The following is a 16,563-nucleotide window of genomic DNA, read 5'->3' on the forward strand; positions in this document are numbered from 1 at the left end:
TGAAAATTAGGGTTGACTCTGAAAGAGGAAAGCGTAATATACGCCACCTCGAGTTAGCGGGCGAAAGCCAGTAACTCACTGCTCTTTAACAATTTATCAGACAATCTGTGTGGGCACTCACAAAGACGATATCCAGTTGCTTCGGCAACAAAAAAATATCAAGTCTTAAAGAGTGACTCATGTAAGTAAAATTCATGCAGTAATCTTTGAGCATCGCTATTAACTTAGCAAATCAAGCTTTTAATTGAAGAGTTTGATCATGGCTCAGATTGAACGCTGGCGGCAGGCTTAACACATGCAAGTCGAGCGGTAGCACAGGGGAGCTTGCTCCCTGGGTGACGAGCGGCGGACGGGTGAGTAATGTCTGGGAAACTGCCTGATGGAGGGGGATAACTACTGGAAACGGTAGCTAATACCGCATAATGTCGCAAGACCAAAGTGGGGGACCTTCGGGCCTCACACCATCGGATGTGCCCAGATGGGATTAGCTAGTAGGTGGGGTAATGGCTCACCTAGGCGACGATCCCTAGCTGGTCTGAGAGGATGACCAGCCACACTGGAACTGAGACACGGTCCAGACTCCTACGGGAGGCAGCAGTGGGGAATATTGCACAATGGGCGCAAGCCTGATGCAGCCATGCCGCGTGTGTGAAGAAGGCCTTAGGGTTGTAAAGCACTTTCAGCGAGGAGGAAGGGTGGTGTGTTAATAGCACATCACATTGACGTTACTCGCAGAAGAAGCACCGGCTAACTCCGTGCCAGCAGCCGCGGTAATACGGAGGGTGCAAGCGTTAATCGGAATTACTGGGCGTAAAGCGCACGCAGGCGGTTTGTTAAGTCAGATGTGAAATCCCCGAGCTTAACTTGGGAACTGCATTTGAAACTGGCAAGCTAGAGTCTTGTAGAGGGGGGTAGAATTCCAGGTGTAGCGGTGAAATGCGTAGAGATCTGGAGGAATACCGGTGGCGAAGGCGGCCCCCTGGACAAAGACTGACGCTCAGGTGCGAAAGCGTGGGGAGCAAACAGGATTAGATACCCTGGTAGTCCACGCTGTAAACGATGTCGATTTGGAGGTTGTGCCCTTGAGGCGTGGCTTCCGGAGCTAACGCGTTAAATCGACCGCCTGGGGAGTACGGCCGCAAGGTTAAAACTCAAATGAATTGACGGGGGCCCGCACAAGCGGTGGAGCATGTGGTTTAATTCGATGCAACGCGAAGAACCTTACCTACTCTTGACATCCAGAGAACTTTCCAGAGATGGATTGGTGCCTTCGGGAACTCTGAGACAGGTGCTGCATGGCTGTCGTCAGCTCGTGTTGTGAAATGTTGGGTTAAGTCCCGCAACGAGCGCAACCCTTATCCTTTGTTGCCAGCGATTCGGTCGGGAACTCAAAGGAGACTGCCGGTGATAAACCGGAGGAAGGTGGGGATGACGTCAAGTCATCATGGCCCTTACGAGTAGGGCTACACACGTGCTACAATGGCGTATACAAAGAGAAGCGACCTCGCGAGAGCAAGCGGACCTCATAAAGTACGTCGTAGTCCGGATTGGAGTCTGCAACTCGACTCCATGAAGTCGGAATCGCTAGTAATCGTAGATCAGAATGCTACGGTGAATACGTTCCCGGGCCTTGTACACACCGCCCGTCACACCATGGGAGTGGGTTGCAAAAGAAGTAGGTAGCTTAACCTTCGGGAGGGCGCTTACCACTTTGTGATTCATGACTGGGGTGAAGTCGTAACAAGGTAACCGTAGGGGAACCTGCGGTTGGATCACCTCCTTACCTAAAGATATTGCTTCGCGTGAAGTGCTCACACAGATTGTCTGATGAACAGTAATGAGCAGAAATACCTTTATAGGCTTGTAGCTCAGGTGGTTAGAGCGCACCCCTGATAAGGGTGAGGTCGGTGGTTCAAGTCCACTCAGGCCTACCAAATTCTTCCTTATGCTGCGTTATGCTCCTACTCGTTTACTACAGTAAACGTCGTAGTCGCATGCCTTGCCTAAGAAAGAATTAACTCCTGTTGAGTTGGTAATCATAAAGGTCTCTGCAGTGACTGTATGGGGCTATAGCTCAGCTGGGAGAGCGCCTGCCTTGCACGCAGGAGGTCAGCGGTTCGATCCCGCTTAGCTCCACCATAAGTCATTGAATATACTTCAGAGTGTACTGGAAACAGTATGCTGCGAAGTATTTTGCTCTTTAACAATCTGGAACAAGCTGAAAATTGAAACTTCAGCGCATCAATGAGTTAACTGACATTGATGGCGTTGAAAGAGTCTCTCAAATTTATCATAACTCGTAAGCAGGTTGAGCGAGCTAAGTGAAGACAAGGCGTAGGAGCAGAGCCAGCGCAGTGGACTTGATGTCCATGAGCATGGCGAGCACCGCACAACGCAGTATTCACGACGCGCAGCCAACCGGCAAGATGGAAACATCTTCGGGTTGTGAGGTTAAGCGACTAAGCGTACACGGTGGATGCCTAGGCAGTCAGAGGCGATGAAGGGCGTGCTAATCTGCGAAAAGTGTCGGTAAGGTGATATGAACCGTTACAACCGACAATACCCGAATGGGGAAACCCAGTGCAATTCGTTGCACTATCCTGTCATGAATACATAGTGGCAGGAGGCGAACCGGGGGAACTGAAACATCTCAGTACCCCGAGGAAAAGAAATCAACCGAGATTCCCCTAGTAGCGGCGAGCGAACGGGGAAGAGCCCAGAACCTGAATCAGTTTGTGTGTCAGTGGAAGCGTCTGGAAAGTCGCACAGTAAAGGGTGATAGTCCCGTACACGAAGATGCATGGATTGTGAGTTCGATGAGTAGGGCGGGACACGTGTTATCCTGTCTGAATATGGGGGGACCATCCTCCAAGGCTAAATACTCCTGACTGACCGATAGTGAACCAGTACCGTGAGGGAAAGGCGAAAAGAACCCCGGCGAGGGGAGTGAAATAGAACCTGAAACCGTGTACGTACAAGCAGTGGGAGCCTACTTGTTAGGTGACTGCGTACCTTTTGTATAATGGGTCAGCGACTTATATTTTGTAGCAAGGTTAACCGAATAGGGGAGCCGTAGGGAAACCGAGTCTTAACTGGGCGAATAGTTGCAAGGTATAGACCCGAAACCCGGTGATCTAGCCATGGGCAGGTTGAAGGTTGGGTAACACTAACTGGAGGACCGAACCGACTAATGTTGAAAAATTAGCGGATGACTTGTGGCTGGGGGTGAAAGGCCAATCAAACCGGGAGATAGCTGGTTCTCCCCGAAAGCTATTTAGGTAGCGCCTCGTGAATTCATCTTCGGGGGTAGAGCACTGTTTCGGCTAGGGGGCCATCCCGGCTTACCAACCCGATGCAAACTGCGAATACCGAAGAATGTTATCACGGGAGACACACGGCGGGTGCTAACGTCCGTCGTGAAGAGGGAAACAACCCAGACCGCCAGCTAAGGTCCCAAAGTCATGGTTAAGTGGGAAACGATGTGGGAAGGCACAGACAGCCAGGATGTTGGCTTAGAAGCAGCCATCATTTAAAGAAAGCGTAATAGCTCACTGGTCGAGTCGGCCTGCGCGGAAGATGTAACGGGGCTAAACCATGCACCGAAGCTGCGGCAGCGACGCTTAGGCGTTGTTGGGTAGGGGAGCGTTCTGTAAGCCTGCGAAGGTGACCTGTGAGGGTTGCTGGAGGTATCAGAAGTGCGAATGCTGACATAAGTAACGATAAAGCGGGTGAAAAGCCCGCTCGCCGGAAGACCAAGGGTTCCTGTCCAACGTTAATCGGGGCAGGGTGAGTCGACCCCTAAGGCGAGGCTGAAAAGCGTAGTCGATGGGAAACAGGTTAATATTCCTGTACTGGGTGTTACTGCGAAGGGGGGACGGAGAAGGCTAGGCTATCCGGGCGACGGTTGTCCCGGTTCAAGTGTGTAGGGGGGTAGACCAGGCAAATCCGGTTTACTGTCAACCCTGAGGCACGATGACGAGTCTCTACGGAGATGAAGTAGTTGATGCCCTGCTTCCAGGAAAAGCCTCTAAGCATCAGGTAACATTTAATCGTACCCCAAACCGACACAGGTGGTCAGGTAGAGAATACTCAGGCGCTTGAGAGAACTCGGGTGAAGGAACTAGGCAAAATGGTGCCGTAACTTCGGGAGAAGGCACGCTGGCGTTAGGTGAAGGGATTTACTCCTGGAGCTGAAGCCAGTCGCAGATACCAGCTGGCTGCAACTGTTTAATAAAAACACAGCACTGTGCAAACACGAAAGTGGACGTATACGGTGTGACGCCTGCCCGGTGCTGGAAGGTTAATTGATGGGGTTAGCGGCAACGCGAAGCACTTGATCGAAGCCCCAGTAAACGGCGGCCGTAACTATAACGGTCCTAAGGTAGCGAAATTCCTTGTCGGGTAAGTTCCGACCTGCACGAATGGCGTAATGATGGCCAGGCTGTCTCCACCCGAGACTCAGTGAAATTGAACTCGCTGTGAAGATGCAGTGTACCCGCGGCAAGACGGAAAGACCCCGTGAACCTTTACTATAGCTTGACACTGAACATTGAGCCTTGATGTGTAGGATAGGTGGGAGGCTTTGAAGTGTGGACGCCAGTCTGCATGGAGCCAACCTTGAAATACCACCCTTTAATGTTTGATGTTCTAACTCGGCCCCATAATCTGGGGTGAGGACAGTGTCTGGTGGGTAGTTTGACTGGGGCGGTCTCCTCCCAAAGAGTAACGGAGGAGCACGAAGGTTGGCTAATCACGGTCGGACATCGTGAGGTTAGTGCAAAGGCATAAGCCAGCTTGACTGTGAGAGTGACGGCTCGAGCAGGTACGAAAGTAGGTCTTAGTGATCCGGTGGTTCTGAATGGAAGGGCCATCGCTCAACGGATAAAAGGTACTCCGGGGATAACAGGCTGATACCGCCCAAGAGTTCATATCGACGGCGGTGTTTGGCACCTCGATGTCGGCTCATCACATCCTGGGGCTGAAGTAGGTCCCAAGGGTATGGCTGTTCGCCATTTAAAGTGGTACGCGAGCTGGGTTTAGAACGTCGTGAGACAGTTCGGTCCCTATCTGCCGTGGGCGTTGGAAGATTGAGAGGGTTTGCTCCTAGTACGAGAGGACCGGAGTGAACGCACCCCTGGTGTTCGGGTTGTCATGCCAATGGCACTGCCCGGTAGCTAAGTGCGGAAAAGATAAGCGCTGAAAGCATCTAAGCGCGAAACTTGCCTCGAGATGAGTCTTCCCTGGGCCTTTAAGGTCCCTGAAGGAACGTTTAAGACTAAGACGTTGATAGGCTGGGTGTGTAAGTGCAGCGATGTATTGAGCTAACCAGTACTAATGAACCGTGAGGCTTAACCTTACAACACCGAAGGTGTTTTGACCTGATACCAGGATATCGGGTAGAGAGAGATAACGATAATCAGCTTGTTCTACAGATTGAAGATGAGAGCAACAAAGATTTTGAGGTGTATAGGGGTAGGTGGATTAACTGAAACCTGTTTCCTGTGACCTGAAACCTGATTTGCCTGGCGGCCTTAGCGCGGTGGTCCCACCTGATCCCATGCCGAACTCAGAAGTGAAACGCCGTAGCGCCGATGGTAGTGTGGGGTCTCCCCATGTGAGAGTAGGACACTGCCAGGCATCCAATTTGTGTGCTGATATGGCTCAGTTGGTAGAGCGCACCCTTGGTAAGGGTGAGGTCCCCAGTTCGACTCTGGGTATCAGCACCACTTTATTAGTAAAGTTAGTTCGGCAAACAAGAATTAAAAGAATTTGCTTGGCGGCAATAGCGCGGTGGTACCACCTGATCCCATGCCGAACTCAGAAGTGAAACGCCGTAGCGCCGATGGTAGTGTGGGGTCTCCCCATGTGAGAGTAGGACACTGCCAAGCATCAAATAAAGCCAAGAACCCCGTGCGTAAGCATGGGGTTTTTTGCTTTATTGGTTATAGCTTTTCTACCCGAGCATAGGGATGTGACCCCGTCTCTGGTGATGAAACATTTTCACCTTTCTGTTGAACACTCGACATGATGCAGAAAAAACGCTATCTTCAGGCATCTAGAAGTCTAAACGTATAAACGGATGAGCCTGGAGATTAAGCAATGCCGATTCGTGTTCCTGATGAACTACCTGCAGTTAATTTTTTGCGTAATGAGAATGTGTTTGTGATGACATCTTCTCGTGCAAGAACACAGGAAATCAGGCCACTCAAGGTATTAATCCTTAATTTGATGCCAAAAAAGATTGAAACGGAAAATCAGTTTCTGCGTTTACTCTCTAATTCCCCATTACAAATCGATATTCAACTGCTGCGCATTGATAGCCGCGAATCGAAGAATACGCCGGCAGAGCATTTAAATAATTTTTACTGTAATTTTGAAGATATTCAGGAAGATAACTTTGATGGTCTGATCGTTACAGGCGCGCCTTTAGGGTTAGTGGATTTCTGTGATGTTGCCTATTGGCCACAGATTGCGCGTATTATTGCCTGGGCTAAGGATCACGTCACTTCTACGCTTTTCGTCTGTTGGGCAGTACAAGCAGCATTGAACATTCTCTACGGTATTCCGAAGCTAACGCGAGAAGTTAAGCTTTCTGGTGTTTATCAGCACCAAACGCTGCAACCGCATGCCTTATTGACCCGGGGATTTGATCAGACTTTTCTAGCTCCGCATTCACGTTACGCTGATTTCCCTACCCATATTATCCGCCAGTATACTGATCTGGATATTCTGGCTGAGTCAGAGCTCGCTGGTGCCTATCTGTTTGCAAGCCCCGATAAGCGCCTGGCATTTGTTACCGGGCACCCAGAATATGATCCATTAACGCTGGCAGACGAGTATTTGCGAGATCTCAATGCTGGCCTCAACCCAGTGGTACCATGGAACTATTTTCCTGAAGATAACCCGCAACTGCCCCCAATCGCCTCATGGCGTAGCCATGGTCATTTACTGTTTTGCAACTGGTTGAACTATTGCGTCTACCAGATCACACCGTTTGATCTGCGTCACATGAATCCTACCCTTGAGTAATCCTGTCTGCTATATCCGCTATCATTAACGTTGCAGGAGGGGACTCCTGCGCTTGCCTACCTTGTACTACTCAGTTCATCAATACGAATATTCTTAACAAAAATTATTAAAAAACAATTTGATAAGTAGTATTTGTCGATAAAACTATCGCTGTCTATAGATGTTACGCAAGATGGGTAATTTAATCATTTAATAACAAATGATTAATAAAATTCTTAACAAAAAGATGAAATCAGTTTTGTTTTTTTAACATTATTGGTTATTCTTGACATGCTTAGCATGATATCTAACCAATAAAAGCCCATTTTTTCACCTTAAATTGCTGCTATTTCCGACAACATTAACTTCGCCAACTTCACCAGCCCAGTAGTGATGGGTGTAATGAAGGTAAGGAAAATATAATGACGCAACAGATGGTAGGTTCAGAGTTAACTTTTACCCAGCCCTTCAAGACAGCAGAACAACAAATATTAACCGATGAAGCCGTTGAATTTTTGGCTGAGCTCGTGAGGAAATTTACTCCCCAACGTAACCCATTGTTGGCTGCGCGTGCCAGTTGGCAGGAAAAGATTGATCAGGGTGAGCTGCCCGATTTTATGCCAGACATGAGTGCTCATGGTGATGGCGACTGGAAAATCCGCGGTGTCCCCAGTGATTTGCTTGATCGCCGAGTAGAAATTACTGGCCCCGTTGAGCGTAAAATGGTGATCAATGCCCTGAACGCCAACGTCAAAGTATTTATGGCCGACTTTGAAGATTCTCTGGCTCCAAGCTGGGAAAAAATCATTGATGGGCAAATCAATTTGCGTGATGCCGTGAATGGCACCATCTCCTATACCAATGAAAACGGTAAACGTTACCAACTCAAACCCAACCCAGCGGTACTTATTGCCCGTGTGCGTGGCTTACATTTGCCAGAGAAACATGTGTTGTGGCAGGGGGAGGCTATTCCGGGGGGGATATTCGATTTTGCTCTCTATTTCTTCCATAACTATCGTCAGCTATTAGCCAAGGGGAGTGGCCCCTATTTCTACCTGCCGAAAACCCAGTCCTGGCAAGAGGCTGCCTGGTGGAGTGACATTTTCTGTTTTACTGAAGATCGTTTCAAGTTACCACGCGGTACCATCAAGGCCACGGTGTTGATCGAAACCTTGCCTGCGGTATTTCAAATGGATGAGATCTTGTATCACTTACGTGACCATATCGTCGGGCTAAATTGCGGCCGTTGGGATTATATATTTAGCTATATAAAAACATTGAAGAGTCATGGTGATCGCGTATTGCCCGATCGGCAGTCCGTTACCATGAACAAACCTTTCCTCAGTGCTTATTCACGTTTGCTGATTAAGACCTGCCATAAACGCGGCGCTTTTGCGATGGGGGGGATGGCAGCGTTTATCCCCAGTAAAGACCCAGCACAAAATGAAGTGATCTTAAGTAAAGTCCGAGCAGATAAAGAACTGGAAGCCAACAATGGCCATGATGGCACCTGGGTGGCTCATCCCGGGTTGGCCGATACGGTGATGGAGGTCTTTAACCGTATCCTGGGCGAACGTCAGAATCAATTGGACGTGCTGCGTGAAAATGATGCCCCGATTACCGCCGCTCAATTATTGCAACCTTGTGATGGTGAACGTACTGAAGCGGGGATGCGCGCCAATATTCGTGTCGCGGTGCAATATATTGAAGCCTGGATCTCCGGAAATGGTTGTGTACCGATTTATGGTTTGATGGAGGATGCGGCGACTGCTGAGATCTCTCGGACTTCTATCTGGCAGTGGATCCACCACCAGAAGAGTCTCAGCAATGGCCAACAGGTGACCAAGGCACTGTTCCGCCAAATGCTGGAAGAAGAGATGCTAGTTGTCCGTCAGGAAGTGGGTGAAGCACGTTATAGCGCCGGTCGTTTTGAAGAGGCGGCCCGCTTAATGGAACGAATTACGACACAAGATGAATTGATCGATTTCTTGACGCTACCCGGTTACGAATTACTGGCCTGAAACCGGTCATTCGGCCTGCCATTTTGGATAGGGTTGAGTGCGATGTTCTCCAGTACTCAATCCTGCAAACTGACGCTGCTGATAATGCCGGTTCATTCAAGTCACCATTGAAAGGGGGGAAGTGAAGTTCCAATAGCTTGAATGGTGACCGGTAAGTTGCTTTGTTGAACCCCACCGCACAATTAGAGGATGAACCTATGACGCTTTCTCGTACCCAACAGATTCAACAACTGGAACAGGAATGGAAATCGGCACGCTGGGAAGGCATTACTCGCCCTTATAGCGCGGAAGATGTGGTTAATCTGCGCGGTTCGGTTAATCCGGTCTATACCTTGGCGCAAAACGGCGCGGCTAAGCTCTGGGAGCTGTTACATGGCAAATCCCGTAAAGGGTACGTCAATAGCCTGGGGGCGTTGACCGGTGGTCAGGCGTTACAACAGGCAAAAGCCGGCGTGGAAGCGGTTTATCTGTCTGGCTGGCAGGTAGCGGCAGATGCTAATACCGCTTCTGCCATGTACCCGGATCAATCTCTGTATCCGGTGGATTCTGTTCCGGCAGTGGTTGAGCGTATCAATAATACTTTCCGCCGTGCTGATCAGATCCAGTGGTCGAATAAAATCGAGCCAGGTAGCCAAGGCTATATCGATTATTTCCTGCCGATTGTGGCGGATGCGGAAGCTGGGTTTGGTGGGGTACTGAATGCCTTTGAGTTAATGAAGGCGATGATTGAGGCCGGGGCGGCAGGCGTACACTTTGAAGACCAACTGGCAGCCGTGAAGAAGTGTGGTCATATGGGTGGCAAAGTGCTGGTTCCGACACAGGAAGCGGTGCAAAAGCTGGTTGCAGCACGTTTGGCGGCTGATGTTCTCGGTGTACCCACACTGTTAATTGCTCGTACTGATGCTGATGCCGCAGATTTGCTGACTTCAGATTGCGATCCCTATGACCGCGCCTTTGTCTCCGGTGAGCGTACTGCGGAAGGTTTCTTCCGGACTCACGCTGGGATTGAGCAGGCTATCAGCCGTGGTTTGGCTTATTCCCCTTATGCTGATCTGGTGTGGTGCGAAACTTCAACGCCGGACCTGGTTGCTGCCAAACGTTTTGCTGATGCTATTCATGCCAAATTCCCAGGCAAATTGTTGGCGTACAACTGTTCGCCATCCTTTAACTGGCAGAAAAATCTCGACGACCAGACGATTGCCCGCTTCCAGGATGAGTTGTCAGCGATGGGGTATAAGTATCAGTTTATTACGCTGGCTGGTATTCACAGCATGTGGTTCAACATGTTCGATTTGGCACATGCCTACGCACAGGGTGAAGGCATGAAACACTATGTCGAGAAGGTGCAACAGCCAGAGTTTGCGGCGGTGGCGCGTGGCTATACGTTTGCTTCACATCAGCAGGAAGTCGGGACAGGCTACTTCGACAAAGTGACCACCATTATTCAAGGCGGGGCTTCTTCGGTGACGGCGTTGACCGGTTCTACTGAGGAGCAGCAGTTCTAATTTATCTGACGTTTTATGCCCAAAATAATTCGAGTTGCGGCGCTATTGGCTGCAACTTGAATGAATTTGGCTAGGTCAACGGCCTGGTATCTCAGGCCCGGTTCCACGGGTTGATGGCAGAGGTCAAGATGGCAGCAAAACCGGAACGATTGATTGCACAGACCATCCTGCAGGGCTTTGATGCACAATATGGTCGCTTCCTTGAAGTCACTGCGGGAGCACAGCAGCGTTTTGAACAGGCTGACTGGCCCGCCATCCAACAGGCCATGAAGCAACGCATCCATCTTTATGATCACCATGTGGGTCTGGTGGTGGAGCAACTGCAATGCATGGTGAGCAAAAGTGATTACCAGCAGGATGTCGGTTTACTCCACCGGATCAAAGCCGTCTATACCGAGTTGTTGCCCGATTACCCACGTTTTGAGATTGCAGAGAGCTTTTTTAACTCGGTTTACTGCCGCTTGTTCAAACACCGGGATTTAACACCGGATAAACTGTTTATTTTCAGCTCACAGCCTGAAAGGCGTTTTCGCGATATCCCCAGGCCACTTGCCCGCGATTTTATTGCCAACGGCGATCTGCCCACCATGCTGCACAGTCTGCTGACTGACTTGCCGCTGCGCTTACCCTGGGAGGACTTGCCTCGGGATATTCACGCTATTACGCAAGCGTTATTACAAACCTTCGATTCACGGCAATTGGCTGGGGCGACGTTTCAGGTAGCGAATGAACTCTTTTATCGCAATAAAGCGGCCTGGCTGGTGGGTAAGTTGCGATTGGCTGATGAGGTCTATCCATTTCTGTTACCTATTCATCATAGTGATTCTGGTGCGCTGTTTATTGACACCTGCCTGACCAGCAAAACGGAAGCCAGTATCGTATTTGGCTTTGCTCGCTCCTACTTTATGGTTTATGCCCCGTTGCCAGCGGCGATGGTTGAGTGGTTACGGGAAATTCTGCCGGGCAAAACCACCGCTGAACTGTACATGGCGATTGGCTGCCAGAAGCATGGCAAAACGGAATGCTATCGTGAATATCTGACGTTTATGGCACAGTCTCAGGAGCCGTTTATTATTGCCCCTGGGGTGAAAGGCATGGTGATGCTGGTGTTTACATTGCCCACCTTTGATCGGGTATTCAAGGTTATCAAAGACCAATTTGCACCACAGAAAGAGGTGACACAAGCGCGTGTCCGCGACTGCTACCAATTGGTTAAGGAGCATGATCGTGTCGGTCGTATGGCTGATACACAGGAATATGAAAATTTTGTGGTCGATAAGCGCCGTATCAGCCCAGAATTGTTGGCGGAGTTACAGCGTGAGGTGCCAGAAAAACTGCAAGATCTGGGTGATCGTTTGGTGATTAACCATTTATATATGGAACGCAAGATGATGCCCCTGAACCTCTATCTAGAGCAGGCCAACGCGCAGCAGATGCATGATGCCATCGAAGAGTACGGCAATGCCATCAAACAACTGGCAGCGGCCAATATCTTCCCCGGGGATATGCTGTTCAAGAACTTTGGTGTGACGCGTCATGGACGGGTGGTATTTTATGACTATGACGAAATTTGTTACATGACTGAGGTGAATTTCCGTGATATCCCCCCACCACGCTACCCGGAAGATGAGCTGGCGAGTGAACCCTGGTATAGCATCGCCCCAAACGATGTTTTCCCTGAAGAGTTCCGTTATTTCCTCTGTGGTGACCCAGGTATTCGCCAAGTGTTTGAGGAGCTGCATAGTGATCTGTTCACTGCGGATTACTGGCGTAGGCTGCAGCAACGTATCAGGGAAGGCCATGTTGAAGATGTGTTCGCCTATCGTAAAAAGCGGCGATTTAGCCAGCGGTTACCTGCCGATAAAGTAGGAAAACCGCTAACAGGTGGGATTACTTAGAGGGATGTGAGGGGCATAGTTAAAATAATTCGGGTGACTAGACAAAACCCTATGCGTTTTGACCGTTGTTCGCAAAGGGGGCTCAGGAAGAGCAGAGTATCAGGGCGGAGCTAACACCACCGCCTCTTGAAGTATGAAATTTTATGCCTCAGCCGCAATCTTCTTATTCCCTTATTTGTCCAGTTGACTGACCAACCTGAAAAACTCTCAATATCTGTTGGCATCTTTGCCAACAAAACCTGTGCTAGGATGTCAGACCCTTCATTTTTAAGCTGTAATGGGGCAAACCCTGCCTTTGCAGTTTGATTGATGAAGGGAATAAATAGTTGGGTGAATCACCGGGTATCAAGGGGCTACAGTGATAAATCGAGTGGAACAACTGCGTGAGCAGTTAGCACAGCGCATTTTAGTGTTGGATGGCGGTATGGGGACCATGATCCAGAGTTATCGGCTGGAAGAGCAGGATTATCGTGGCGAGCGTTTTATTGACTGGCAATCGGATTTGAAAGGCAATAACGATCTGCTGGTGTTAACCAAACCGCAATTGATTGCGGCGATACACCATGATTATCTGGCCGCCGGGGCTGACATCCTGGAAACCAATACCTTCAATGCCACCAGTATTGCCATGGCGGACTACCACATGGCGTCACTGTCTGCCGAGATTAACTATCAAGCGGCGTTGTTGGCCCGTGCTTGTGCCGATGAATGGAGTGCACGTACCCCGGAGAAGCCGCGCTATGTTGCCGGTGTATTGGGGCCGACCAATCGCACTGCCTCTATTTCACCCGATGTGAATGACCCGGCATATCGCAATGTTTCTTTTGATCAACTGGTAGCGGCTTATCGTGAGTCAACCCGCGCACTGGTGGAAGGGGGCGTCGATCTGATCATGATCGAAACCATCTTCGATACCCTGAATGCGAAAGCGGCGGCCTTTGCGGTAGAAACCGAGCTTGAAGCATTGGGGGTGACTTTACCCATCATGATTTCCGGCACTATCACCGATGCTTCTGGCCGCACCCTTTCCGGCCAGACGACGGAGGCGTTCTATAATTCGCTACGTCATGTCCGCCCATTGAGCTTTGGCCTTAACTGTGCCCTCGGCCCCGATGAACTGCGCCAGTATGTGGCGGAGTTGGCGCGTATCTGCGAAAGCTATGTGACAGCCCATCCAAACGCGGGCTTACCCAATGCTTTTGGCGAATACGATCTTGATCCTGACTCCATGGCTCAACAGGTTGGTGAATGGGCTCAGGCCGGTTTTTTGAATATGATCGGCGGTTGTTGCGGCACCACGCCTGCGCATATCGCGGCGATGGTAAAAGCGGTGGAAAATGTGCCACCACGGCAACTGCCTGTATTACCGGTGGCTTGCCGTTTGTCTGGGCTGGAACCGCTGAATATTGATGCTAACTCGCTGTTTGTTAATGTGGGGGAACGGACCAATGTGACCGGTTCAGCACGTTTCAAACGATTGATTAAAGAAGAGAAATATAACGAGGCTCTGGATGTGGCGCGCCAGCAGGTGGAAAGCGGTGCTCAGATCATCGATATCAACATGGATGAAGGGATGCTCGATGCTGAAATGGCGATGCAGCGCTTCCTTAACCTGATTGCCGGCGAACCTGATATCGCTCGGGTGCCGATTATGATCGACTCTTCCAAATGGAGTGTGATCGAAAAAGGCCTGAAATGTATTCAGGGCAAAGGGATTGTTAACTCGATCTCAATGAAAGAAGGTGAGGATGCCTTTATCCAGCACGCCAAGTTGGTGCGTCGCTATGGGGCAGCGGTGGTGGTGATGGCGTTTGACGAAGTCGGTCAAGCGGATACCCGTGAACGCAAGTTCGAGATTTGCCGCCGCGCTTACCAGATCCTGACCGAGCGTGTGGGCTTCCCGCCGGAAGATATTATTTTTGACCCCAATATTTTTGCTGTCGCCACCGGGATTGAAGAGCATAACAATTATGCCGTCGATTTTATTGAAGCCTGTGCTGATATTAAAACCCATCTGCCCCACGCGATGATCTCCGGTGGTGTCTCCAACGTCTCATTCTCTTTCCGTGGCAACGATCCGGTGCGTGAGGCGATCCACGCGGTGTTCTTGTACCACGCCATCCGTAATGGCATGGATATGGGGATTGTTAACGCAGGCCAGTTGGCGATTTACGACGATCTGAGTGCAGAACTGCGCGACGCAGTAGAAGATGTGGTGCTTAACCGTCGGCAAGATGGCACTGAACGTTTACTGAATCTGGCAGAAAAATACCGTGGTGGAAAAGACCAGGAAGTCGCCATACAGCAGGCGGAATGGCGTGGCTGGCCGGTGGGTAAAAGGCTGGAGTACTCCTTGGTCAAGGGAATCACTGAATTTATTGAATCAGACACGGAAGAGGCACGTCAGCAAGCAGATCGTCCGATTGAGGTGATCGAAGGGCCACTAATGGCTGGGATGAATGTGGTGGGCGATCTGTTTGGTGAGGGGAAAATGTTCCTGCCGCAGGTGGTTAAATCTGCCCGCGTGATGAAACAAGCGGTGGCATACCTTGAGCCTTATATTGAGGCCAGTAAACAGAAGGGGACCACAGCGGGGAAAATCCTGCTGGCAACCGTGAAGGGGGATGTCCACGACATTGGCAAGAACATCGTTGGTGTGGTGCTGCAATGCAACAACTACGAAATTATCGACCTGGGTGTGATGGTACCAACGGACAAAATCCTGAAAACTGCCCGAGAACAACAGGTGGATATTATCGGCCTGTCCGGCCTGATTACCCCCTCGTTGGATGAGATGGTCAATGTGGCGAAAGAGATGGAACGCCAGGGGTTTACCTTGCCATTGCTGATTGGCGGGGCTACCACCTCTAAAGCCCACACCGCGGTGAAGATCGAAAAAAACTACAGTGGCCCGACAACTTATGTGCAGAATGCTTCACGTACCGTTGGGGTGGTAGCGGCGTTGCTGTCGGATAACCAGCGTGAGGAGTTTGTTGCCCGTACGCGTAAAGAGTATGAAACGGTTCGTATCCAGCATGGGCGTAAAAAATCGCATACGCCACCGGTCAGCCTACAGCACGCGCGCGATAACGCCATGGTGCTCGATTGGCAAAGTTACCAGCCACCGGTACCCAATCAATTGGGTGTATTCCCTGTAGAAGCGGATATTCATACGTTACGTGATTATATTGATTGGACGCCATTCTTTATGACCTGGTCACTGGCCGGTAAATATCCGCGTATTCTGCAAGATGATGTTGTCGGGGAGGAGGCCAAGCGCTTATATCAGGATGCCAACCAACTGCTGGATAGCCTAGCGGCTCAAGGCAGCCTCAATCCGCGTGGTGTTTTTGGCTTGTTCCCTGCTAACCGCGTGGGTGATGATGTGGAAGTCTACCGTGATGAACGTCGTGAAGAGGTGCTGGTGGTCAGCCGTCATCTACGTCAGCAAACGGAGAAAACCGATTTCCCGAACTACTGTCTGGCGGATTTTGTTGCGCCGAAAAGTAGCGGTAAGGCTGACTATATCGGTGCCTTCGCTGTGACGGGAGGGCTAGAGGAAGATGATCTGGCCGCGGCCTATGAGGCTCAACATGATGACTATAACAAAATTATGGTAAAAGCCTTGGCTGATCGCTTGGCAGAAGCCTTTGCTGAGTATTTGCATCAGCAAGTGCGTAAACTGCATTGGGGCTTTGCGGCGGATGAAAATTTAACAAACGAAGAGTTAATTCGTGAGAACTATCAAGGTATCCGCCCAGCGCCGGGTTATCCTGCTTGCCCGGAGCACACCGAAAAGGCAGCGATCTGGCAACTGCTGGATGTGGATCATCATGCGGGTATGAAGTTAACTGAATCCTTTGCCATGTGGCCAGGGGCAGCGGTTTCCGGTTGGTATTTCAGCCATCCGCAGAGTAAATATTTTGCGGTGGCACAAATTCAGCGTGACCAGGTGGAAGACTATGCGCAGCGTAAAGGAATGTCGCTCAGTGAGGTTGAACGCTGGTTAGCCCCGAATTTGGGTTATGATACGGATAACTGATTTACCTTGTCCTGCAACTTGAATCAGTTTGGGTATTTACCCGGCATCATTCAAGCTGCAGGCTTGTTGACCGTATGATTATTGCTTTT

The 16,563-nt window shown here is 50.2% G+C and carries 5 protein-coding genes, 3 tRNA genes and 4 rRNA genes; all 12 read left to right on the forward strand.

Annotated elements, in window-relative coordinates:
- The first annotated feature begins 241 nt into the window (after nt 1–241).
- The 12 genes from ACX9GV_RS00005 (at nt 242) to metH (ending at nt 16,474) form a co-directional block, all read left to right on the forward strand.
- Nucleotides 242–1,783, forward strand: a 16S ribosomal RNA gene (locus tag ACX9GV_RS00005).
- A 74-nt stretch (nt 1,784–1,857) separates the two neighbouring features.
- A tRNA-Ile gene (locus ACX9GV_RS00010) sits at nt 1,858–1,934 on the forward strand.
- A gap of 129 nt (nt 1,935–2,063) precedes the next feature.
- A tRNA-Ala gene (locus tag ACX9GV_RS00015) sits at nt 2,064–2,139 on the forward strand.
- Nucleotides 2,140–2,449: 310 nt separating this feature from the next.
- A 23S ribosomal RNA gene (locus ACX9GV_RS00020) occupies nt 2,450–5,356 on the forward strand.
- A 165-nt stretch (nt 5,357–5,521) separates the two neighbouring features.
- Nucleotides 5,522–5,637 (forward strand): 5S ribosomal RNA (gene rrf / locus ACX9GV_RS00025).
- A gap of 13 nt (nt 5,638–5,650) precedes the next feature.
- Nucleotides 5,651–5,726, forward strand: a tRNA-Thr gene (locus tag ACX9GV_RS00030).
- A 46-nt stretch (nt 5,727–5,772) separates the two neighbouring features.
- Nucleotides 5,773–5,888, forward strand: a 5S ribosomal RNA gene (rrf, locus tag ACX9GV_RS00035).
- Together the 16S, 23S and 5S rRNA genes with 3 tRNA genes alongside form the textbook arrangement of a ribosomal RNA operon.
- Nucleotides 5,889–6,099: 211 nt before the next feature.
- On the forward strand, nt 6,100–7,029 hold the full coding sequence (gene metA / locus ACX9GV_RS00040) for a homoserine O-acetyltransferase MetA (protein WP_023490328.1): 930 nt from the start codon (nt 6,100–6,102) through the stop codon (nt 7,027–7,029).
- A 401-nt stretch (nt 7,030–7,430) separates the two neighbouring features.
- Complete coding sequence (gene aceB, locus ACX9GV_RS00045) at nt 7,431–9,029, forward strand: malate synthase A (RefSeq protein ID WP_473196623.1); 1,599 nt, start codon at nt 7,431–7,433, stop codon at nt 9,027–9,029.
- 197 nt (nt 9,030–9,226) lie between these two features.
- The gene (gene aceA, locus ACX9GV_RS00050) at nt 9,227–10,534 is read left to right on the forward strand and encodes an isocitrate lyase (RefSeq protein WP_023490330.1); all 1,308 of its coding nucleotides are present in this window, start codon (nt 9,227–9,229) and stop codon (nt 10,532–10,534) included.
- 128 nt (nt 10,535–10,662) lie between these two features.
- Entirely contained in the window at nt 10,663–12,432 is a 1,770-nt protein-coding gene (gene aceK / locus ACX9GV_RS00055; protein WP_473196624.1) for a bifunctional isocitrate dehydrogenase kinase/phosphatase, read from the forward strand.
- Nucleotides 12,433–12,790: 358 nt separating this feature from the next.
- Nucleotides 12,791–16,474 (forward strand): methionine synthase, encoded by a 3,684-nt coding sequence (metH, locus tag ACX9GV_RS00060; RefSeq protein ID WP_473196625.1) that lies wholly within the window; start codon nt 12,791–12,793, stop codon nt 16,472–16,474.
- The last annotated feature ends 89 nt before the right edge of the window (nt 16,475–16,563 follow it).

This window comes from Serratia sp. 25CWL12, assembly GCF_055790885.1.